At 50.6% G+C, this 23,029-nt stretch carries 16 protein-coding genes; 5 read left to right on the forward strand and 11 right to left on the reverse strand.

The features are described from left to right. Positions 1-80 precede the first annotated feature (80 nt). Entirely contained in the window at positions 81-2,438 is a 2,358-nt protein-coding gene (crfC, locus tag NNO02_RS17010; protein ID WP_271442527.1) for a clamp-binding protein CrfC, read from the forward strand. Next, positions 2,435-3,346 carry a diguanylate cyclase regulator RdcB family protein gene (locus NNO02_RS17015; protein ID WP_271442526.1) on the forward strand — a complete coding sequence of 304 codons (912 nt, stop codon included), beginning with the start codon at positions 2,435-2,437 and terminating at the stop codon, positions 3,344-3,346. The genes crfC and NNO02_RS17015 overlap by 4 nt, the downstream gene beginning before the upstream one ends. A gap of 13 nt (positions 3,347-3,359) precedes the next feature. On the opposite strand, the gene kdgT is transcribed toward NNO02_RS17015, so the two are convergent. Further along, positions 3,360-4,358: a 2-keto-3-deoxygluconate transporter gene (kdgT, locus tag NNO02_RS17020; RefSeq protein WP_271455322.1), complete on the reverse strand. Its 999-nt coding sequence runs from the start codon at positions 4,356-4,358 to the stop codon at positions 3,360-3,362. A 701-nt stretch (positions 4,359-5,059) separates the two neighbouring features. Here kdgT and proP point away from each other — a divergent pair. Together proP and pmrR are read left to right on the forward strand one after the other, a co-directional pair. Further along, a complete protein-coding gene (proP, locus tag NNO02_RS17025; protein ID WP_271455323.1) occupies positions 5,060-6,562 on the forward strand; it encodes a glycine betaine/L-proline transporter ProP in 1,503 nt (500 codons plus the stop codon). 683 nt (positions 6,563-7,245) lie between these two features. Then, positions 7,246-7,335, forward strand: a complete 90-nt coding sequence (gene pmrR / locus NNO02_RS17030; RefSeq protein ID WP_003826741.1) for an LpxT activity modulator PmrR — start codon at positions 7,246-7,248, stop codon at positions 7,333-7,335. On the opposite strand, the gene pmrB is transcribed toward pmrR, so the two are convergent. The 7 genes from pmrB to melR form a co-directional block, all read right to left on the reverse strand. Next, positions 7,329-8,402: a two-component system sensor histidine kinase PmrB gene (pmrB, locus tag NNO02_RS17035; RefSeq protein WP_271455327.1), complete on the reverse strand. Its 1,074-nt coding sequence runs from the start codon at positions 8,400-8,402 to the stop codon at positions 7,329-7,331. The two genes, pmrR and pmrB, sit on opposite strands and share 7 nt — an antisense overlap. 9 nt (positions 8,403-8,411) lie before the next feature. Continuing rightward, a complete protein-coding gene (gene pmrA, locus NNO02_RS17040; protein WP_048213870.1) occupies positions 8,412-9,080 on the reverse strand; it encodes a two-component system response regulator PmrA in 669 nt (222 codons plus the stop codon). A gap of 4 nt (positions 9,081-9,084) precedes the next feature. Then, entirely contained in the window at positions 9,085-10,722 is a 1,638-nt protein-coding gene (gene eptA, locus NNO02_RS17045) for a phosphoethanolamine transferase EptA (protein ID WP_271455324.1), read from the reverse strand. 147 nt (positions 10,723-10,869) lie between these two features. Then, entirely contained in the window at positions 10,870-12,207 is a 1,338-nt protein-coding gene (adiC, locus tag NNO02_RS17050) for an arginine/agmatine antiporter (RefSeq protein WP_137382877.1), read from the reverse strand. Positions 12,208-12,334: 127 nt separating this feature from the next. Beyond that, positions 12,335-13,096, reverse strand: a complete 762-nt coding sequence (locus tag NNO02_RS17055; protein WP_137382902.1) for an AraC family transcriptional regulator — start codon at positions 13,094-13,096, stop codon at positions 12,335-12,337. Between the two features lie 313 nt (positions 13,097-13,409). Next, positions 13,410-15,677, reverse strand: a complete 2,268-nt coding sequence (gene adiA, locus NNO02_RS17060; RefSeq protein ID WP_271449307.1) for an arginine decarboxylase — start codon at positions 15,675-15,677, stop codon at positions 13,410-13,412. Between the two features lie 275 nt (positions 15,678-15,952). Beyond that, positions 15,953-16,885 carry a transcriptional regulator MelR gene (gene melR, locus NNO02_RS17065; RefSeq protein WP_271449268.1) on the reverse strand — a complete coding sequence of 311 codons (933 nt, stop codon included), beginning with the start codon at positions 16,883-16,885 and terminating at the stop codon, positions 15,953-15,955. A 269-nt stretch (positions 16,886-17,154) separates the two neighbouring features. Here melR and NNO02_RS17070 point away from each other — a divergent pair, with 269 nt between their 5' ends. Then, positions 17,155-18,510 carry an alpha-glucosidase/alpha-galactosidase gene (locus tag NNO02_RS17070; RefSeq protein WP_271455325.1) on the forward strand — a complete coding sequence of 452 codons (1,356 nt, stop codon included), beginning with the start codon at positions 17,155-17,157 and terminating at the stop codon, positions 18,508-18,510. 54 nt (positions 18,511-18,564) lie between these two features. Here NNO02_RS17070 and NNO02_RS17075 read toward each other — a convergent pair whose 3' ends face one another. From NNO02_RS17075 to dcuB, 3 genes are all read right to left on the reverse strand, one after another. Beyond that, complete coding sequence (locus NNO02_RS17075) at positions 18,565-19,197, reverse strand: DUF2238 domain-containing protein (protein WP_271455326.1); 633 nt, start codon at positions 19,195-19,197, stop codon at positions 18,565-18,567. 147 nt (positions 19,198-19,344) lie between these two features. Continuing rightward, a complete protein-coding gene (fumA, locus tag NNO02_RS17080; protein ID WP_137382873.1) occupies positions 19,345-20,991 on the reverse strand; it encodes a class I fumarate hydratase FumA in 1,647 nt (548 codons plus the stop codon). Between the two features lie 96 nt (positions 20,992-21,087). Beyond that, positions 21,088-22,428, reverse strand: coding sequence for an anaerobic C4-dicarboxylate transporter DcuB (dcuB, locus tag NNO02_RS17085; protein WP_048213861.1), 1,341 nt, complete (start codon positions 22,426-22,428; stop codon positions 21,088-21,090). Positions 22,429-23,029: the final 601 nt, after the last annotated feature.

Consider the following 23,029-nt stretch of genomic DNA (forward strand, 5'->3'; position numbering starts at 1 on the left):
ATTATAAAAGCCGAAGATCTATAAATAAAACGATTTGGCTAAATAAAAGTAATGCTATTTGCGTTAAGGAAAGATTTTCCATGTACACACAGACAATTTATGAATTAAGTCAGGAAGCTGAACGCTTACTGATGCTCTCTCTTGAACATCTCAGGCAATTGCAAAAATTGCCAATGACCTCGGCGAATGATGTCATGTTGAAAAAAGGAGAGCATAGCGGACAGGTTGTTCAGCCCCTGCATTTCAGCGCTCGTGGCATGGATGTCCAGCAGGCAACGCTCAACAATGAACTGCGAAAGATTACCCGTCTGGAAATGGTTCTGGCTATTGTCGGTACGATGAAGGCGGGAAAGTCGACGACGATTAACGCGATTGTCGGAACCGAGGTTTTACCTAATCGTAATCGCCCTATGACGGCGTTACCGACCCTTATCCGCCATACACCGGGACAGAAAGAGCCGGTGCTGCATTTCTCGCATGTCGCGCCAATTGACGCCTTAATGAAAGTATTACAGCAGCGCGTGCGGGAATGCGACCGCCAGCGTCTGGCTCAGACGCTGGAAATAGATAAGGATATGAATGCCCTGCTTCAACATATTGAAAATGGCGTGGCATTTGAACGGTATTATCTTGGCGCACAACCCATTTTCCATTTTCTCAAGAGCCTGAACGATCTGGTGCGTTTGTCTAAAGCGCTGGAGGTGGAGTTTCCGTTTGCCGCCTATGCTGCAATTGAGCATATTCCGGTTATTGAGGTTGAGTTCGTGCATCTGGCCGGGCTGGCAAGTTATCCGGGACAATTGACGCTGCTGGATACTCCCGGGCCGAATGAGGCCGGGCAGCCACACTTACAGCAAATGCTCAATGAACAGCTGGCCCGGGCATCAGCGGTACTGGCGGTGATGGATTATACCCAACTGAAGTCGATTTCGGATGAGGAAGTCCGTCAGGCCATTATGGCGGTCGGGAAATCAGTGCCGCTGTACGCGCTGGTTAACAAATTCGATCAGAAAGACCGCAACAGCGATGATGAAGAGCAGGTGCGGGCGCTAATTTCCGGCACGTTGATGAAAGGCGGTATTACGCCTGAACGTATTTATCCGGTCTCCTCAATGTGGGGATATCTGGCCAACAGGGCACGTCATGAACTCGTGAACAATGGGCGTTTGCCGGATCATCAGGAGCAGCGCTGGGTCCAGGACTTTGCCGAAGCGGCACTCGGCAGGCGCTGGCGTACCACCGATCTTGATGATAAAGAACATATTCGCCATGCCGCCGATCTGCTTTGGGAAGACTCACTGTTTGAACAACCGATTCAGAAAGTGATCCATGCAGCCTATGCTAATGCTTCACTGTACGCGCTCCGCTCGGCATCACACAAGCTATTGAACTATTCGCAAAGCGCACACGAATATCTGGAATTTCGCGCTCACGGCTTAACCGTAGCCTATGAGCAGTTGCGGATGAACATCGCGCATATTGAAGATGACATGCAACAGTTGCAGATAAGCCAGGCGCGGGTGGGTGATGAGGTCAGTCACGAGGTTGAACTGGCACTGGAGGCTGCTGCCGGCTATCTCAATCAGCAGCAGACCGAGATTCTGTGCGGTATTAATACGTTCTTTGTTAAAGAAAACGTGCTGATGATGTCACAACATGGCATGGGCGCTGCCATTGCGACGGCGGAAATGGCCGGTGATATGCTGGTATTGCATGACGAGGGGCAAGCGAAAATTGTGTTAGATAAAATTCGCTCCTCCTGTGAGGTTGTTCTGCTGGCGGCGCAGGAGAGTATCAGTCGGGACCTGGCGCTGCGTTTTGAGGAGCTCGAATCGACGTTATCCCGGGCGCTGAATGATGCTATGCGGCCTATTGAACAACGGGTGAAAGAGGATCTGAACCATGCCGGATTTCGGGCGCGGATCCGTTTTCCAGCCTTTCATGCGTCGATGTTTAATTTCAATACACGTCAGTTGTTTAACGAGGCTATTGAACAGGATATCCCGGCGGATAATGCCCCGTCTACCGGCGGTGTTGTACGTGACACATTCTCACGTTGGTTGAATCAACCAAACTGGGGATGGAATGATTACGTCGAAACAAAAACGCGTTATCTCATTGATATGGGCGCGTTGCACAAGAACCTTGTCCATTATGTCACTCAGTTTTGCCAACAAATTCGTAAAGCTTTAGTTGCTCAGGTCGATATTTCCGTTACGGCAGGCATGGCCACGTTTTTTGCTGATTTTTCACTGTGTCTGACACAATTGCAGGCGAGCCTGCGCGAGAGTCTGACTCTGCGCCAGCAAAATGAATCGGCGGTGAACGCAATGAATGAACAATTGCAGCATCGTATTACGACGGCGGCATGGATTTATGAAGATTCCCGCTTGCTGCGTGACGATATCCACACCCTTTTTGCAACCGAGCATACATGACTAACGTGTTACTGGAAGGCCCTGGGCGGACGCTGGAGTGCGTCTACCCGAAGTTTATGGTCGATCTGGTTCAGGGAGATGAAACCAAACGTTCCGGCGGTTTTCTGCAGCAGCAGCAGCGGTTGCGTGCGCGCCTGACGCAGGAAGTGTTATCCCAGACGCAGCTGCGGGCGTGGGTGATGGCAGGGGTATCCAGCGAACACCTGGTGATGCGCCTTAAGCTGGTGGAAAAGCTGGCTGGCACTATCGATCCTGGCCACCTGGCGCTGGTACGTATTGCCGAGCGACTGGTGCTCTTACAACAAACTGAACAGCCACGCGGACAATCAACTCCCGGCGTGATGCAGCAATTAATTTCACTGGCTGACGGGTTTGCCCAACGTAGTGCATATAAAGAGAAAGCGCTGACGCAACGTGGGCTGACCGTGCAGGCAGGCGAACACAGTGAACAGATTTTTACTCGCTGGCGGGCTGGGGCGTATGACGGCTGGTCATTACCCGGACGCTGCTTTGTTGCGCTAGAGGAGCTGCGCTGGGGTGCCTTTGGTGATGCCTGTCGGCTGGCGAATGCCGATGTTGTGTCGATGCTAAAAGACAATTTACGCACGATGGCTGCCCAGACACTGGCACACAGCGTGAATGCGGCACCTACTACGCGCCATTATTACCATCAATGGCTGAGTTCACCTGCTGTTGGGGGTTCGAGCGAACATAACGATCTGCTGAGTTGGCTGGGTGACTGGTGTGATGCACAGCGCCATCCGGTGAGCTGGTCGGTGACGCAGCGTTGGCAGAATGTGGCGTTGGGGATGCCGAGACTGTGTTCGGCAAAGCGACTGGTTGATGCGATGGTTGAGGAGATTTTTGCACCGTCCCTCTCTGAATCACTGAGCAGGGACGGCGAATGATGTGTAGCCCGACTTAGTGGTGCAGAGAGTCTGCCGGGGTGGCTGCCGTATTGTTGGCAACATGTTCCTTGTTAAAACGTTTGGCGTACAGTGCCGTGATAATTGGCACCAGAATCGCAGTCACTATCACGCTGGCAGCGACCAGAGCCGTTGCCGAAGCGGCAACCGGTTCAAATGCCGGGTTAATCTGGGCGATGATGACTGGGTTCGCCACTGCAGCGCCAGCTGCAGAAGAGGCGGCGACACCCGCCGTACCGTTCCCGCCGCCAATAACGCGGTCAGCAATAATCAGTGGGATACCGGTGATAACGATGACGGCCACACCCAGCAGGATACCCAGCAGACCGGTATCAACGATGACGCTCAGGTTAATGGTGTTACCCAGTGCGAAGCCGAAGAATGGAATCAGTACCGGTGTCGCTTTGCTAAAGAAGGTTCGCAGGTCGTGATCCAGGTTGCCCAGTGTAAAGCCAATCAGGAACGGCAGGACCGCGCCGATGAAATGGTGTGGCTCAAAGGAGGCCAGGCCGGCAGAACCCAGAATGACCATGGTCATTAACGGACCGGACTCCAGAGACATCAAAACAAATGCGCCAGACTCTTCTTTCGTACCATACTGGTTCATCAGGCTGGCGTACAAACCCCCGTTGGTCATGTCCATTGCTGAGACAATTGCCAGTACGGAAAGACCTGCAAAGAACCCGGTTTGAATGCCAGTATCAGGAATAAATGAAGCGGCAATCATTGCCACTGCCCAGGCTACGGCTATTTTGGTTAATACCAATGTACCTGACTTGCGTAATACCGTACCGGTTGCTCGCAAATCAATTGATGCACCGATACAAAAAAACCACACTGCCAGAATCGGAACTGTCCCGCTGATCATACCTTTGGTAAATGAACCGAAATACGCGCCCGTATCCGGAGCTAACGTATTTAACACTGCGCCTAATAACAGAGGAATCAACATCATTCCGCCGGGGATGCGTTCAATCGTGGCTTTAATTTTCATAAACGTCCTCATGTCTTGTCGCAGGTTATAAACGCGCAAGAAAGTAAAAATTATTTAAATTCAAAAGGTTACTTGTGAGTTTTAACAGAGAAAACGGCTATCTCTTTGTTTTATAAAATCTAACGCGGCATACGTTGAGCGTGCTACTGCTCCCAGGGATATTGCGTCTGGAATTAGTTTGCATTCACAGGAACATTGATTCAATCAAAATAAAACGATGTTTTAGTTATCTTCATCACATATTCTGAGCAAAGATCATTACAGGTTCCGATTATTAAAAAACCTGTGATCTTTTTGTGAAGGGATTAGGTGAATTTTTTGCTAGCAGAATAATAGTGACTTCTGTGATTGTTGATGAAACCAAGCGATTTATTCTTGTAATTAATTGCCTATAAATCGCAAGCATTTCATGTAAAAAAGATGACTGAGAATGACCTTATTTACGCAGGTTGACGAAATGAAAAACTATGTGTGAAGTTGATCACACATTTAAACACTGTTAGGGTAAAGAGGTCATTAACCGCCCAATCAGGCGTCAACAGGTTCGGTTGTACTGCTCATTATCAGTCAGTGTAAGTAAACCTGCTACGCTTGTTACAGGGATTGCGCCTGTGCAATCCCCGCTCGGCGATGACCTTAGCGCATACGGCGTTGGGAGACTCGATCTGTAGCGCGACAGGGCTAAGTCTATGAGGACTGGTATGCTAAAAAGGAAAAAAATAAAGCCAATTACGCTTCGCGACGTCACCATTATTGATGACGGAAAACTGCGAAAAGCCATTACCGCAGCGTCACTCGGTAATGCAATGGAGTGGTTTGATTTTGGTGTTTATGGGTTTGTTGCTTACGCATTAGGTAAAGTGTTCTTCCCGGGGGCTGACCCCAGCGTGCAGATGGTTGCTGCACTCGCTACCTTCTCCGTTCCCTTTCTGATTCGACCGCTTGGCGGATTGTTCTTCGGTATGCTCGGCGATAAATACGGTCGCCAAAAGATCCTGGCTATCACGATTGTGATTATGTCGATCAGTACCTTCTGTATTGGGTTGATCCCTTCGTATGCGTCTATTGGTATCTGGGCACCGATCCTGCTGTTGCTGTGTAAGATGGCACAGGGCTTTTCGGTCGGTGGGGAGTATACCGGCGCGTCGATTTTTGTCGCAGAGTATTCCCCGGATCGTAAGCGTGGATTTATGGGCAGTTGGCTGGACTTCGGCTCTATTGCCGGGTTTGTGCTGGGTGCCGGTGTAGTCGTCTTGATCTCGACTGTCGTCGGTGAAGACAACTTCCTTGAATGGGGTTGGCGTATTCCGTTCTTCCTGGCACTACCGTTAGGGTTGATTGGTCTGTATCTGCGTCATGCTCTGGAAGAAACGCCTGCATTTCAACAGCATGTCGACAAGCTGGAGCAGGGTGATCGTCAGGGTCTGCAGGAAGGACCGAAGATTTCGTTTAAAGAAATTGCGACTAAACACTGGCGCAGCCTGCTGGCGTGCATCGGTCTGGTGATTGCGACCAACGTCACCTACTACATGCTGCTCACCTATATGCCGAGCTACCTGTCGCATAACCTGCACTACTCTGAAGATCACGGTGTGCTGATTATTATCGCCATTATGATTGGTATGCTGTTTGTGCAGCCGGTGATGGGCCTGCTGAGTGACCGTTTCGGGCGTCGTCCATTTGTGATCATGGGCAGTATTGCACTGTTTGTGCTGGCAATCCCGGCATTTATTCTGATTAACAGCAATGTCATTGGCCTGATTTTCGCCGGGTTGCTGATGCTGGCGGTGATCCTCAACTGCTTCACCGGGGTAATGGCATCAACGTTACCCGCGATGTTCCCGACACATATTCGTTACAGTGCGCTGGCCGCCGCGTTTAACATCTCGGTACTGGTTGCAGGTCTGACGCCGACGCTGGCCGCCTGGCTGGTGGAAAGTTCGCAGAATCTGATGATGCCTGCTTACTATCTGATGGTGATTGCGGTGATTGGTTTAATTACCGGTGTGACCATGAAAGAGACCGCCAATCAGCCGCTGAAAGGGGCGACACCTGCCGCTTCGGATATTCAGGAAGCGAAAGAAATTCTCGGTGAGCACTACGATAACATTGAGCAAAAAATCGAAGACATCGATCAGGAAATTGCTGAGCTACAGATTAAGCGTTCGCGCCTGGTCCAGCAGCATCCGCGTATTGATGAGTAATGATGTCATTGCCTGATGGCACTACGTTTATCAGGCCTACGGGTAGCATTGTGCTTTGTAGGCCGGATAAGGCGTCAGCCGCCATCCGGCGCATAGCCAGAGTATTCGAGTCATTGCCTGATGGCACTACGTTTATCAGGCCTACGGGTAGCATTGTGCTTTGTAGGCCGGATAAGGCGTCAGCCGCCATCCGGCGCATAGCCAGAGTATTCGAGTCATTGCCTGTCGGCACTACGTTTATCAGGCCTACAGGTAGCATTGTACTTTGTAGGCCGGATAAGGTGTCAGCCGCCATCCGGAGCATAGCCAGAGTATTCGAGTCATTGCCTGATGGCACTACGTTTATCAGGCCTACGGGTAGCATTGTACTTTGTAGGCCGGATAAGGCGTCAGCCGCCATCCGGCGCATAGCCAGAGTATTCGAGTCATTGCCTGTCGGCACTACGTTTATCAGGCCGACGGGTAGCATTGTACTTTGTAGGCCGGATAAGGCGTCAGCCGCCATCCGGCGCATAGCCAGAGTATTCGTGTTATTGCCTGTCGGCACTACGTTTATCAGGTCTATGGGTAGCATTGTACTTTGTAGGCCGGATAAGGCGTCAGCCGCCATCCGGCGCGTGGCCTTAAGGTTGGCTTAATCTCCGTAAGGCAAACTCTCCTCCAGATTATCGGAGGAGAGTGTCATGAAAACCCGTATTTATGAAAGTTTGACCACCGTATGCAGCGTACTGATTGTGAGCAGCTTTTTGTACGTGTGGGTGAGCTCTTACTGATCTTTCTCCAGTACCACCCAGGCGCGAGTACCACTAGCTCCTGGGCGGTTTTGTAAAAAGAACTGCCCGCGATGAAGTTGGGTAATTCGACTGACAATACTCAATCCCAGCCCAATGCCGCCGAAACGGCTGTCCATGCGTACAAACGCTTTGCTTAACTCCCCGCATTTACTTTCATCAATGCCTGGCCCCTCATCCTCAACGGCCAGAATTGCATTTTGTTCCGCGTTAAGGTCAATCGTAATGTTGGTACCTTCCGGGCTGTAACGGTGGGCGTTTTCTACCAGATTTCGCAACAACATCCGCAACAGCGTGGCGTCACCGCGTACGATGACATCCTCTGCACTTGCCGGTAGGAGCAACGTTTGTTGTCGCTGGTCCAGCATGGTGCTGAGCTCATCGTAGGAGGGCAGTATGACGTCCTCCAGCAGCTTAACATGCTGGTAATTTCCGGCCGAAAACGACTGACCCACACGGGCGAGTTGCAACAGCTGCGACACGCTGTCCATCATTTGGTCGAGACGGGTGATGAGCGGCGTAACGTCAACATTGTGGGTTTTTGAGAGCAATTCCAGATGCAGACGAACGCCGGATAGTGGCGTTCGTAGCTCATGGGCAACGTCGGCAGTAAACAGACGCTCGTTGTCGATAGTGGTTGTTAGCCGCGTAACCAACTGATTGAGTGCCGTCACTACCGCCTGTATCTCAATGGTGGAGCTACGGATATTAATGGGAGCCAGATTATCCGCTGTGCGGGTTTCTAACTCCTGTTGGAGGTCGGCAAGAGGACGGGTAATGCGCCGCACCGCCTGATAGCAAATAATGAGCGTCAGGCTGACCATAAAAATGCCGGGGACGATTAGGCTGGCGATAGCCTCACGGATCTCATGCATGATATGGCGATCGTTGTTACGGTTTTCGCGTAACGCCTGTTCGAACAGCTGTATTTGCTCGGTGCTTTCGTGCCACAACCAGAAGGTGCTAATCAGCTGGAAGACCAGCAGAATCAGGCCGATCGTCAGCATTAAACGCTGGCGAAGCGGGAGCGGTTGTTTTAGAAAACGCATCAAATTCACTTAGCTTTCCTCAGTAGCGGCCAGCATGTAGCCAAAACCTCGAACCGTGCGAATGCGTGATTTTCCCACTTTATCGCGCAAGTTATGGATGTGGACTTCCAGCGTATTGGTCGACGGTTCGTTATCCCAGCTGTAGATGTCGTTATACAGAATTTCCCGGTGTACCGGGCTCCCCGCTTTGAGCATCAGCCGCGACAATAGCGCATACTCTTTTGGCGTTAAGACAATTTCTTGTCCATCCATCCACACCTGGCGGCGGCCGATATTCAATGTCAGGTTGCCAATGATAATCTCACTTTCACCCTGATTGTTATGCCGGCGCAACAGCGCCCGAATGCGGGCATGCAGTTCTTCCAGCGCGAACGGTTTGACCAGATAGTCATCCGCGCCGACGTCCAGCCCGGTGATGCGGTCTTTCACGGTGTCGCGGGCGGTCAGGATCAGGACCGGAACGGTATATTTTTTCTGCCTGATGCGGGTCAGAAAATGCAGGCCATCCTCATCCGGCAAACCTAAATCCAGAACGACAAGACTGTAATGGCCCGTTTCCAGGCAATGTTCGGCGGCACGGGCTGTTGACACGCCATCGCAGGCGTAGCCTTCCGTTTGTGCGGCAAGTATCAGCCCCTGTAGTAACAGCGTATCGTCTTCAACAATCAGAATTTTCATTCGGTTAGCCTCCCTTGCATGGGTGCAGAATATCATCTGCTGACTGGTAATACTTGGTTTGTACGCCCGTTAATCCCAGCAGGGTTGAGAACAGATTATCCTGTGAGAAATCTTCTGAGCTGGCCCGTTTCTGCAAACATGTTTGAGAAACCTGGTAGCGTTGCTGATAGTCCTCTGAAAGCCACAATAGCATCGGTACATGTTTTTGTGTGTCAGGTGCAATCGAATATGGCAGACCGTGCAAGTAGACGCCGTTTTCTCCTAAGGATTCACCGTGATCGGAAAGATAAACCAGACTGGTGGTGAAATTGTCCTGATGTGCTTTCAGTATATTGATCGCTTTATCAACAATATAGTCAATGTACAGGATGGTATTGTCGTAGGTATTCACCAGTTGTTGCTGCGAACAAGTTTGAATTTCGTTGGTATCGCAGGTTGGGGTAAATTTCTTAAACTGTGGCGGATAACGGTTGTAATAGGTTGGACCATGGCTACCGATGGTGTGCAGCACGATCACGCCGTCGCCCTTCAGGTTATTAATGTACTCTTCCAGCCCGTGGAACAGAACTTCATCATAGCATTCACCGTTAATACATTGTCCTGGTAGGTTCAGTGCAGTCATATCCTGATGCGGTACACGGTCACAGGCACCTTTACAGCCGCCGTCGTTATCATTCCACAGAACATTAATTCCCGCCCGCTGGATGATATCGAGTACGCCTTCCTGATGGTGGGCCAGCTCTTCATCGTAGTGCGCTCGTGGCATGTCGGAGAACATGCAGGGTACGGAAACAGCTGTCGCTGTACCGCAGGATGTTGTACGCGGGAAATAAACGACATCATCTTTTTCCAGCAACGGATTGGTCTGACGTGAATAACCGGACAGAGAGAAGTTGTCGCCGCGTGACGTTTCACCGAGCACCACAATAGTGAGGTTCTTACGTTTTCCTTTCACCATTTCTGGATTGCGATGCGCATCTTCGCCAATACGTACCAGCGGCAGGTTGGCCAGCCTCTGGTGTGAATACCAGGATGACGTTGCCACGATGCTGTTGGACGGGCTGAGGGACTTAACCAGCTCTTTGTTATTACGAAACAGCGACGCGTAATCTTTATAGAAGAAGGCGGCGACCAGCACGATAAGCAGTGCCGATATCAGGATATTCGCAGCGCGATACAACACGCTGCGCAGCGCAGGCGTAATGGGTTTGATTCTTACCCAGCAGGCAACGATGGCGGCCAGAATGCCGCTCAGTCCCAGCGTCAGGAGCATTTGCGGTGTCATGAGGGCGAAGGTTTCAGCCGGTGTGGTATCCATCATGTTGGCGATCATCGAGCGGTCGATGATGATGCCGTAGGTCATGATGAAATACTGGGCGGACGCCCCGACCAAAATGAAGATGCACGCGACCAAGCGGTTAAGCCACAGGAAGGAGGCCAGCGTGAGCACGATATTCATGACGCTGAACGCGACAACCGGCATCGATAAGAACACCAGGATGTTGCGCAGTGAATCCAGCGGAAGGTCTTGCAGTACCTGTTTGTAGAACGCGATGTTCAGGAAGGTCGCAAGATAAAATGAGATCAGCAATAGCCAGCTGATTTGCCCGAGAGTCGGTCTTTTAAACAGGAGCTTTAACATTAAGGGGGTTCCATCGACTAAGTGGAGCGGATCCTCTCAAAGTAAAATTAAGCCAACATTAAGTTCTTAATGTTAGCAGGTACTGGTGGGGTGTGTGATGCGTAGGCCCGATGCGCTTATGTCATCGGGCAACGACGCTTACAGGCATTAATTATTGTTGGTCGGGGCATCCAGAGGATACGGGTTTTTATGGATCCGGTTGTAATTGAGCGCATACAGCGCGGTGATTACCATCAACATCACGAACGACCACATCACTTCTTTGGCACCAGAACCTACCACTGCCCAGATGCAGTAGACAAATGCCACGAAGGTCACCAGTAAGTACATCGGACGCGCTTTACCAAAGTGACCGTGTCCCAGCAGCAGCAAAGCGGCACAGGTGTACAGATAAGGCACCAGCGTGAAGATAACTGAGACGGAAGAGACCAGACCAAATTCTTTTGCGGCGTTTGGCGACATGCTGCTGAACTGGAAGAGGGTCATCAGGATCCCGACGATAATGAGCCCGGCAACTGGTGTCCCCGCTTTGTTGACGCGAGCGAAAATCGGTGGGAACAGGCCGTCATCGGCTGCCGCTTTTGCGGTCTGGCCGGCCAACAGTGTCCAACCCCCCAGTGAGCCAAGGCACCCAGCTGCTGCACAGAAGGAGACAATGGCACCAGCGGTATCACCCAGTGCCATACGTGCAGCATCACCAAACGGTGAGGCTGACACGCGCAGCGCAGCGTTAGGGATCATACCCATAATCGCCGTGGTTGAGAGAACGTAGCAGACGGCGGCAATCAGTACCCCGCCAATGGTGGCAATAGGGACGTTACGTTTCGGGTTTTTAACCACACCGGCGGCAACAGAGGCGCTTTCAACCCCAATGAACGACCATAAGGTTACGTTTAAGGTGCTTTGGATTGCGCCGAAGGTATTCATTCCGCTGACGTTCCAGGCTGCCATATAGGTTTCACCGCGGAACCAGAACCAGCCGAAGACGGCAATCCCGACGATCGGTACCAGCGCCAGTACCGTCGCAACGGCCTGCACGCGAGTGATCATTTTTGGACCGACAATATTCAGCAAGACGAAGATCCACAGTACAACGACACAAGTGAGCGTCAGGACCAGCGGATCTTTTAAAATGGGGAAGAAATAGCTCAGGTAACCCACACCAATAACGACCATGGCGATGTTACCAATCCAGCAGGCCAACCAGTACAGGACGTTAGTCTGGTAACCTAAAAAGGGACCGAAGCAGCGGCGTGCATAAGCGTAAGAACCACCGGGACTGGAGTCTAAGGACGACATTTTGGCGTACACCATCGACAGTGCCAGGGCACCGATAATAGTGACCAACCATCCGTAGATTGCAATCCCGCCAGTTGACGCCAGGTTTGCGGGTAGCAGGAATACACCGGAACCCATAATATTCCCCGACACCATAAGGGTGACGGGGATTAAGCCCACTTTGTGAGCATCAGCATCCGTCGACATATTTTTTAACTCCTGATAAGGATAAATGACGTCACATCATACCTCTTCAGAAGACTATTTTATGATGGCGGAACAGGGGTATCGCCAATGCTGATATTATTATGGCTCATCGCTAAATGATCAAAAATCAGGCAGCGGAGGGTTCCCGATGTTGACTGACATAATGCAGTGGCGTCATTCCATAGAACTCTTTGAATACGGAGATAAAGTATGAAGTACTGTTATATCCGCACAGCTGAGATACCTGTGAAATGTTTTTCCCGTCCATCATTAATTGATTGACGGCATAACGCATACGACACGTGGTTATTATTTGACTGTAACTTGTATTTTCATTTTTGAGCTTTTTCTTTAACAAACTGGGACTCAGACATAAGCAACTGGCGACCATGCTTAAATTCCAGTCTTTATGAATATCGCTCTCAATGATGTGGTAAACGCTGTCGCTGATGCGATTGCGTAACATATGCATAAGCAGGGAGATAAACTTTTTGCTGTCGAGAAAACGCGATAATACGGTGAACAGTAGTGAGCGAGTACGCTCATTTTCGCCTTCGTTTTGCGTTTCCATTACGCTGTGTTGAGCGGCAACCCGAAAGACATCCGGCGTCAGGCAGACGGCGGTCATCACTGGGTTGGCGCTACGTTGCCAGAGAGGGATCTGTGAAAGATCTTTATTTAAAAATCGTAGATAGTCTTTAATGACATCGCGACTGATATGTACGACCAGTGCGTTATTAAGTGAAGAGAAGTCGATAATATTATTATCACACGCCACCAGAGCCATGTGGTTAGCTTTTAAACTGATAGCTTCTTTACCGTTAATCCTTAACCAAACATCTTTCTCCGTTAATACAACAACACAAGCTTCTTTGCTGCAAAGCCTCATACCCAAACTCCCGGAATATGAACATCAAATACCGTAACTCAGCACCTGCTGAGTAATAGCGGCTAAAAAAATTGTATGATGAATCAAGACAGGCGATAAAATAGCGTGATTTTTAGTAATTACAATATCTGTAGGGTTTCTTGGCATGTACATAATTTTTTACGCAAGTGGCAACGTACTATTTGCGTATAAAAAAGCGCGGGGTGGTCCCGCGCAAAAGGTATGACAATGTTATTGTTTTGCAGCAATACTCAGGAATTACTCAACCATCACACGTCAACCTTATAAAAAATAGACTATCTAAAAAGCGACATTAGGCTTTCACGCACATGACGTGATACACACCGTCAATAATTTCCGTTCCTTCGGTTTCATGTTCAAAGCCAGGGAAGTGATGATCCCAGGATTGCAACGAACGTAGATAACTAATCTGCGGGCTGTTGGCATCGCCAAAGTTTTCCCCGGACAGCAGCATCGGAATTCCTGGTGGGTAAGGAATGACGGAGTTAGCTGCGATACGGCCCGGCAGATTTTCAATAGCTACCATCTCAACGTTATCGCTGACTATCGCGTTATAGGCTTCACGCGGGGTCATTTCAGCAACAGGCAGGCCGGAGTAGGCCGCATTGAGTCGGCTACCTGGGTTATTTTCTTTCAGCCAGGCGAACATGGTGTCGCCCAAATCGTGAATACCCATGTTTGCGTAAGTGTCAGGATGTTCCTCTACCAGTTCCGGCATCACCTGTGAGAGCGGGGTATTGGCATCGTAGTGATGTTTGAAAGAGCACAGCGTGTTAATCAGCGTGCCCCATTTACCACGGGTGATCCCCATAGAGAACAAGAACATAATCTGGAAATCGGTGGTACGGGTCGGTACGATGCCGTGGCGGCCAAGCCAGGCGGTAACCAGCGCCGCCGGAACACCGGTCTGTTCCAGTTCACCATCATCACCCATACCTGGAGCCAGAATACTGACTTTAATGGGGTCCAGCATGCTCCAGTTATCTGGCAGGTCTTTAAACCCATGCCAGGATTCACCAGGACGCATTACCCAGCAGTTCTGATCGGTCGTCAGGAGTTGAGTGGGGGCATCCGCAAAGTCATAGGTTTTTCCGGTTTGCGGATCGGTAACCACCTCTTTGTTCCACGGTTTGAAAAACCAGTCGCCCTCAGCCGTGAACTCTTTGTACAACCGTGCCATCGCCTGACGGAAATCGACGGCTTCATCGATCACTTCCTGGGTGAGCGACAGGCCACTGTTACCGTCCATCATGGAAACTGCCACGTCGTTTGATGCACAGATGGCATACAGCGGAGACGTGGTGGCATGCATCATGTACGCCTGGTTAAAGCGGGAGAAATTTACCGCTCCACGACCTTCACGGACGTGAATGTAAGATGCCTGAGAGAGCGCATTCAACAACTTATGGGTCGAGTGGGTGGCAAAAACGGTTGGGCCGCTATGGTCGCCAGGTGCACCACGCATAGCGTAGTGATCGGCATAAATCGGGTTGAAACGCGCATAGCCGTACCAGGCTTCATCGAAATGAATGCGATCGCTGGTCTGGGCTAACAGATCCTGCGCCTCTTTTGCGTTGTAGCAGACGCCGTCATAGGTGCAGTTGGTTACAACGCTGTATGACGGTTTCTGTCCGATTTTGTCTTTCGTCAGCGGGCTTTCGCTGATTTTTTTCTGCAATGTTTCAGGTTGCATCTCCTGCGGGTAGATAGGCCCGATAATGCCGTAGCGGTTGCGGCTTGGCACCATGTACACCGGTTTTGCCCCGGTAAGAATGAGCCCTTGTTCAATGGATTTATGGCAGTTACGGTCCAGCACTACCACATCGTTATCAGTCATGCATGCCTGCATGATGGTGCGGTTAGAGCCAGAAGTACCGACCACCACGGACCATGAACGATCAGCGCCGAAGACACGCGCGGCATATTTTTCGCTTTCACCAAACGCGCCAGTATGGTCAAGCAGCGAACCCAGTGACGCGCGTTCAATACCCATGTCGCTACGGAATAGGTTTTCACCGTAGTAGTCATGATAGAAACGACCGGCCGGCGTTTTAGTAAATCCCACGCCGCCCTGATGACCAGGGGCTGCCCAGGAATATTCGTGGATGTCACTGTATTTCATCAGCGCGCTGAACAGCGGCGGTAACAGTTGTTGGCGATAACGGGTCATCGCGGCAACGGCGCGCCCGGCGATAAAGTCAGCGGTATCTTCGAGAATCCAGGCGAATTCATCGACAAGCTCCAGCAGATCGCGATCCAGCGATGCAGTGGCTTTTTCCCGATCGCCCAGCAGGAAAACGGGGACGTTTTGCTGGCGTTCGTGGAGCTTGCCGATCAATTGCCTGACATTCAGGTGTTCATCTTGTTGTTCCATTTGATAGCTGAACATCAGGCAATCAATGGCTTCATTTGCCGCGAGGATGGCATAGCCATCGTCGAATGAGGTGGACTTAATGACGGTAACATTTTGGCGACTTAAGGCATCAGCCAGACGCTCGACAGCGCTACCAACCCAGGTGTCCTGATGCAGAAACTCACTTTCAACAATTAATACTTTCATCATCTTTTACCCGGTAGTGGAGAGGTTGCAATGTATGGATTGCAGACACACCGTATGAATGTGACGCAGGCAAGTATTATCCTGACGAATTGGGCTGTAAAGTGGTCGAGAAATGAGCTTATTTTGTTTTTATTCCTTTATAAACAATCAATTGGTATTGAACGAAGGCAGTTTTTCGGCACTGTTTATCGACAGGGGAATTATTTTTTTGGCTGATACTGATATTGCCTGATGGGAAGTGCTGTCAGTGGGCATGTGTTTGCGCCATCCGGCGCTTAACCGGCCATCGATTGTCGATGTTGCTGGCTCAGTTTGCGGTACTGCTGTGGTGACATGCCGACAAATTTGCTGAAAGTATCGTAAAAACGACTGCTGGAGCGAAACCCGGCGGTCAGGGCGACGTCCAGAATGGTTTTGTCGGTGTCGCTCAGTAATGCGCGAACGTGGTTGATACGCATCGCGGTAATGTACTGCTTCATGGTGAGTTGCATCACGCGCTGGAAAATCCCCATCGCATAATTGGGGTTGAGCTTCACGTGATCCGCAACATCGTTGATGGTGAGCGCCTGATCGTAGTTGTCGGCAATAAAACTAAGCATTTGACTCACGTAAAACTGCGCGTGGCGTGAAACGCTGTTTTTGTGCGTGCCCGCGGTTTTATTGACCAGGATTGGCTGCCAGCCGGAGAGGCTAAACCGCTTGAGCATCAGGCTAATTTCATCGATGGCAAGCTGGCGAATTTGTTCGTTCGGGCTGCTCAGCTCCTGTTGCCAGCGCTGAACTTCAAAGGTGCTCAGTTGCTGAGAGGCTTGTGATTTGATGACCATACCATGAGTGACGTGGTTGATCAGTTCACGGTCCAGCGGCCAGGAGAGAAACAGGTGCATGGGTAAATTAAAGATAGCCATGTTCTGGCAGGCACCAGGTCGTATTAACTGGTGCGGCGTACAGGCCCAAAACAGGGTGATATGGCCCTGTTTTATCTGCACCACTTCGTTATTGATCAGGTATTCCACATCGCCGTCGAACGGTACGTTAACCTCCACCTGTCCATGCCAGTGGCTGGTGGTCATGGCGTGCGGCGCACGTAGTTCGATATCGAGACGTTGATATTCCGAGTACAGCGACAGTGGGCTACGGGTTTGTTTTTCATCGCTGTTGCACATGTGCGGATCGGGGGGAAGCGCTGAGATTGGCGGCGTGGTCATGGTAGCTCCAGTTCCTGATTGTTCAGAATCATGCCATTTTTCAGCGGATAAGACTGCGAATCGGCGCGCAAATCAGGTCACCATTACCGGGTAGTGTGCTTTTTTGAACCCGGATACTCTGCTTTTTGGTAAAAATTGTCCCAGAAACTCAGTTTTCATCCGGGCGAAAAGGCGAACTGAGTTTTTGGGAGTACTCAGTGCAGAAGCCGGACGTTTTTCTCGCATCCTCATGCCACCATGACGTTCATCACCCCACGCTCTGGAGAGTCATGATGTCTGCACCCAAAATTACTTTTATCGGCGCGGGATCGACGATTTTCGTGAAGAATATTCTCGGAGATGTCTTTCACCGCGATGCGCTGAAATCCGCGCATATTGCTTTAATGGATATCGATGCCGTCCGCCTGGAAGAGTCGCATATTGTGGTGCGTAAGCTGATGGACTCGGCTGGCGCTTGCGGCCAGATAACTTGTTATACCGATCAAAAAGCGGCATTGCAGGATGCCGATTTTGTAATTGTCGCCTTCCAGATCGGCGGTTACGAGCCGTGTACCGTGACCGATTTTTCCGTGTGTAAGCGCCACGGTCTGGAACAAACGATAGCCGACACGTTGGGGCCTGGTGGCATTATGCGCGCACTGCGTACGATTCCGCATTTATGGCAGATTTGTGAGGATATGACTGACGTCTGCCCGCATGCCACCCTGCTTAATTATGTTAATCCCATGGCGATGAACACCTGGGCAATGTATGCACGCTATCCGCATATTAAACAGGTTGGGTTATGTCATTCGGTGCAGGGAACGGCGGAGGAGCTGGCCCGTGATTTGGATATCGACCCTACTTTTTTGCGCTATCGCAGCGCCGGGATCAACCATATGGCGTTTTATCTGCAACTGGAGCGTAAAACGGCTGATGGGACCTATGTCGATCTCTATCCGGAACTGCTGGCAGCTTATGAAGCAGGACTGGTCCCGAAACCGAATATCCACGGCAATACTCGCTGCCAGAACATTGTGCGTTATGAAATGTTCAAAAAATTGGGGTATTTCGTCACCGAGTCGTCGGAACACTTTGCTGAATACACGCCGTGGTTTATCAAACCGGGTCGTGAAGATCTGATTGAGCGCTATAAGATTCCGCTGGATGAATATCCGAAGCGCTGTGTAGAGCAGCTAGCGAACTGGCATAAAGAGCTGGGAGCGTACAAAACGACGGCGCGCATTGATATCAAACCGTCAAGGGAATATGCCAGCACAATCATGAACGCTATCTGGACCGGAGAACCCAGCGTGGTGTATGGCAATGTTCGTAACGACAACTTGATCGATAACCTGCCGCAGGGCTGTTGTGTCGAGGTGGCTTGTTTGGTTGATGCCAATGGTATTCAGCCGACAAAAGTGGGTGCTCTCCCGTCTCATTTGGCGGCGATGATGCAAACGAATATCAATGTTCAAACCCTGCTGACGGAAGCTATTCTGACGGAGAATCGCGATCGTGTTTATCACGCGGCGATGATGGATCCGCATACCGCTGCGGTATTAGGGATTGAGGAGATTTATGCGTTGGTGGATGATCTGATTGACGCACACGGCGAGTGGTTGCCGGCCTGGTTGCATCGATAAGGTCCATTTAGCGTCTGCCGGATGCACGTTATCGACATCCGGCAGTATGTATATTTAGTTAGCGCTTACTAACCTGTAGCGACGTAGCTGTACACAGTGAACTCGCGCCAGCACAAGCACCGTCGTTAGCGCGCCGAGCAGGGCGCAGAACATATCCGACTGGGTATCCCATGGATCGCCCTGCGTACCCAGGAAGTCATCCGCGCCTTGTCCCATCGCCAGTGCCGCCCACCATTCAATGAGCTCATAGGTGGCGCTGATTGCCAGTGCTACGCAGCAGACTAAAAACGCTAACATCTTGCGGCCGCGGACAATATTGCCGCGGACTAAAATCTCTCTTGCCGTCAGGGCTGGCACCAGTCCCTGGAAAAAATGACCCAGTTTGTCATAGGGGTTGCGACTGAGATCCAACCACGCCTGCACTTCAAAACCAATGGGGACTTTGGCGTAGGTATACATGCCGCCAACCATCAAAATGATGGCATGAAAGAAGATCAGCGTGTAGAGCATGGGGGTCAGCGGATAACGCCTCATGGTGGCGAGCAGTACTGGCACAACAATAATGACCGGCGTAACTTCCATCAACCAGGTCAATTTCTCGGTGGCGCAGAAGCCAGTGTAGATAAGGATCAGCGTCAGCACTATAGCGCCAGCGTTCAGTATTACAGGATTCAGTGTGCGGAGCATGGTGAATTCACAAGTAATGGAAAATATTACTATTCACTGTGAACGGCAAAAATTCAACGCCAGTTAATGGGGGGATAAAGTTGGCCCGGGGGGATCGCTGGACTGGCCCCAAAAATTTGGGGTCAGTCCAGTGCCGGGCCGAATAGGTTACTTCGCGCAGTTAGCGCATTGTTTGCTCACGATTTGCTGGAAGAAATCGTTGCCTTTGTCATCGACCAGGATGAAGGCAGGGAAATCTTCAACTTCGATTTTCCAGATAGCTTCCATTCCCAGCTCCGGGTATTCCACGCATTCCAGATGCTTAATGCTCTGCTGCGCCAGTACAGCTGCCGGACCCCCGATGCTACCTAAGTAGAAGCCGCCGTGTTTATGGCAGGCGTCGGTCACTTGCTGGCTGCGGTTACCTTTTGCCAACATGATCATGCTGCCGCCATGGGACTGCAGCAGGTCAACATAGGAGTCCATACGACCCGCAGTGGTTGGACCCAAAGAACCGGACGGGTAACCAGCCGGCGTTTTCGCCGGGCCTGCGTAGTAGATCGGGTGATCTTTCACGTACTGCGGCAGACCTTCGCCGGACTCGATACGTTCTTTCAGCTTCGCGTGGGCGATGTCGCGACCCACAATGATTGTACCGCTCAGCGACAGACGGGTGGATACCGGGTACTGAGAAAGCTGGGCAAGGATCTCTTTCATCGGACGGTTAAGGTCAACTTTAACCACTTCGCCTTCGCCGGCCTGGCGCAGAGATTCCGGGATGTACTGGCCTGGGTTATGTTCCAGTTTTTCAATCCAGATACCTTCGCGGTTAATCTTGGCCTTAATATTACGGTCTGCGGAGCAGGAAACGCCCATGCCTACCGGGCAGGATGCGCCGTGGCGAGGCAGTCGAATCACGCGGATGTCGTGAGCAAAATATTTCCCGCCAAACTGGGCGCCGAGGCCGAGTTTCTGGGCCTCGATCAGCAGCTCTTGTTCCAGCTGCAGATCGCGGAATGCCTGACCGTGAGCGTTACCTTCAGTCGGCAGCGCATCATAGTAGTGTGTGCTGGCCAGTTTCACCGTTTTGAGGGTGCTTTCTGCTGACGTACCACCAATCACAAATGCGATATGGTATGGCGGGCAAGCTGCAGTCCCCAGCGTACGCATTTTCTCAACCAGGAAGTTTTTCAGCTTGCCGGGAGTCAGCAGTGCTTTCGTTTCCTGATACAGATAGGTTTTGTTGGCAGAACCGCCGCCTTTTGCCACGCACAGGAATTTATATTCGTCGCCGTCCACGCTGTACAGGTCGATTTGCGCAGGCAGGTTAGTGCCGGTATTTACTTCTTTGTACATATCCAGCGCCGCGTTTTGCGAGTAGCGCAGGTTATCTTCAATATAGGTATTAAATACGCCTCTGGAGAGTGCCGCTTCGTCACCGCCGCCGGTCCAGACACGTTGACCTTTTTTGCCCATGATAATGGCCGTGCCGGTATCCTGACAGGTTGGCAATACGCCTTTGGCGGCAATCTCGGAGTTTCTCAGGAATTGCAGCGCAACGTATTTATCGTTTTCGCTGGCTTCAGGATCATGGAGTATGGAGGCGACTTGCTGTTGGTGTTCAGGGCGAAGCATGAAGGAGGCATCGTGGAAGGCTTGCTGGGCCAGTAGCGTAAGTGCTTCAGGTGCTACTTTCAGGATTGACTCGCCTTCAAACTCGCCGACGCTGACATGATCGGATGTCAGCAGGTAGTACTCAGTTTTGTCTTCCCCCAGTGGGAAAGCCGCCTGGTAAGTGAATTCAACTTTTGACATTTGCTTCCAGCCTTTTCATTTTTATCAGGAATTTAAAAATTCTCTGCGTCTTAAAGGTGGCGTGCCGCACCATAGCGGACGGCACGCGAAGTGTGATTACAGGAAACCGTACATTGCGGCGAAGACCCAACCAAAGACACAGGATACGCTTACGCCGATCAAACCAGGCAGAATGAAGCTGTGGTTGATAACGAAACGACCAATGTGGGTGGTACCTGAACGGTCAAACTGAATAGCAGCCAGATCGCTCGGGTAGGTCGGCAGAATGTAGTAACCGTAACATGCCGGAGCAGAAGCAACGATGTACGCTGGATCAACCCCGATAGCCAGTGCGACCGGAACGATAGCCGCCAGCGCTGCAGCCTGAGAGTTTACAAACTTGGAGACTAACAGCAGGACGATCGCATAGGCCCACGGATGTTCTTTCACCATCTCGCCCAGTACGCCCTGAATTTCAGACATATGCGCACCGAACATGGTTTCGGCCATCCAGGCAATACCGTACACCGCAACAATCGCGATCATACCTGAACGGAAGACTTCATTTTTTGAGATAGATGCGGGATTAGTTTTGGTTAAGATAATAATCAATGCGCCAGTCAGCAGCATGAACATCTGGATAACCAGTACCATTGACAGCGGTTTGCCACCAAAAGAAGGGCGCAGTTCAGATACGGCACCGAGCACGGCAACAACGGCGATGGCTGCGAGGAAGATCCACATGGCAAGCCAGTTACTTTTCGGCAGTTTTTTGTCTAACAGCGTTGCCGTGTCGCCATACACATAGTGATGGTTTTCAGGTACGGAAATAAACTTCTGGAACTCTTCGTCTTTATCCAGATCTTTACCGCGGAACCAACTGAAAATACCGATAGCCAGGATACCCAGCAGGGTAGATGGAATGGTGATGCCGAGCAGGTCGAGGAATTCGAGGTGCTTGCCTTCAAATGTCACGTTACCCAGCATCGCAACCAACGAGACAACGGCTACGGAAACCGGGCTGGCGATAATCCCCATCTGTGCACCGATAGAACTCGCCGCCATTGGGCGTTCCGGGCGAATATTGTTCTTAATGGCGACGTCATAAATGATCGGCAGAATGGTATACACCACGTGGCCGGTACCGCACAGGATAGTCAGGGTACAGGTAACAAACGGTGCTACGATAGAAACGTATTTTGGGTTACGACGCAGCAGCTTTTCAGCAATTTGCAGCATAACGTCAAGACCGCCGGAGGCTTGCAAAGTTGCAGATGCGGCCACCACGGCAATAATAACCAGCATTACATCGACAGGGGGTTTACCCGGCTGGAGATGGAACACGAAAACCAGAATAACCAGGCCGATACCGCCTAACAAACCCAGCGCGATACCGCCCTTTCTGGCGCCATAAAACAAACATATTAATATTATGAGAAGTTGTATACTAAATAACATTTTATTTACCCTCGCGAAAAACCCAGTCAATTTTTTGAAAAATGGATCTGTGGCACATTCTTTTTTGCCGGGATAAGCATCAAAAAATGGTCAGTATTCGATATGTCCGTATTTGCGATTAATGTTTAAATATCTGGCTAGAATGTTTTTATAAATTTTTGGAAGTATTTAGCTTTTTTCTATGGCATTGATCGGAGGAAAGAATCCTCAGGCGATGGGAAGTCGGGCTGGTTATGAAGCGCTGCGGCTGACGCTGTAGTTTGGCTGGCTTACACCGGTTTTCTGGGTGCTGACCGTCGGTTCTACGTTGTCCGCTATTACGTGAAACACCGGTATACAAGGTGAGTGTATTTTTTATGTGATCGCGGTCACGCCATGTCATGTGGTAATGAATCTGGCGTACGGATACGTTTATTTGCTCACAAAAATGTACGGTGTCCATAGTACGTAGCATGGTCTCCATTGCTACCAGTCTAGATTTTTATGTCTGATTAAATTCAGACTAATCCTTTAGGAGTAAAAATACACACTCTGTGAGTTAGTTAATACTTAATTAACTTTTGTTAGCGATTTTGAAATTAAAAACAGTGTGATGTTTATC

This window comes from Citrobacter sp. Awk 2 (assembly GCF_028069815.1).
Lineage (GTDB): Bacteria > Pseudomonadota > Gammaproteobacteria > Enterobacterales > Enterobacteriaceae > Citrobacter.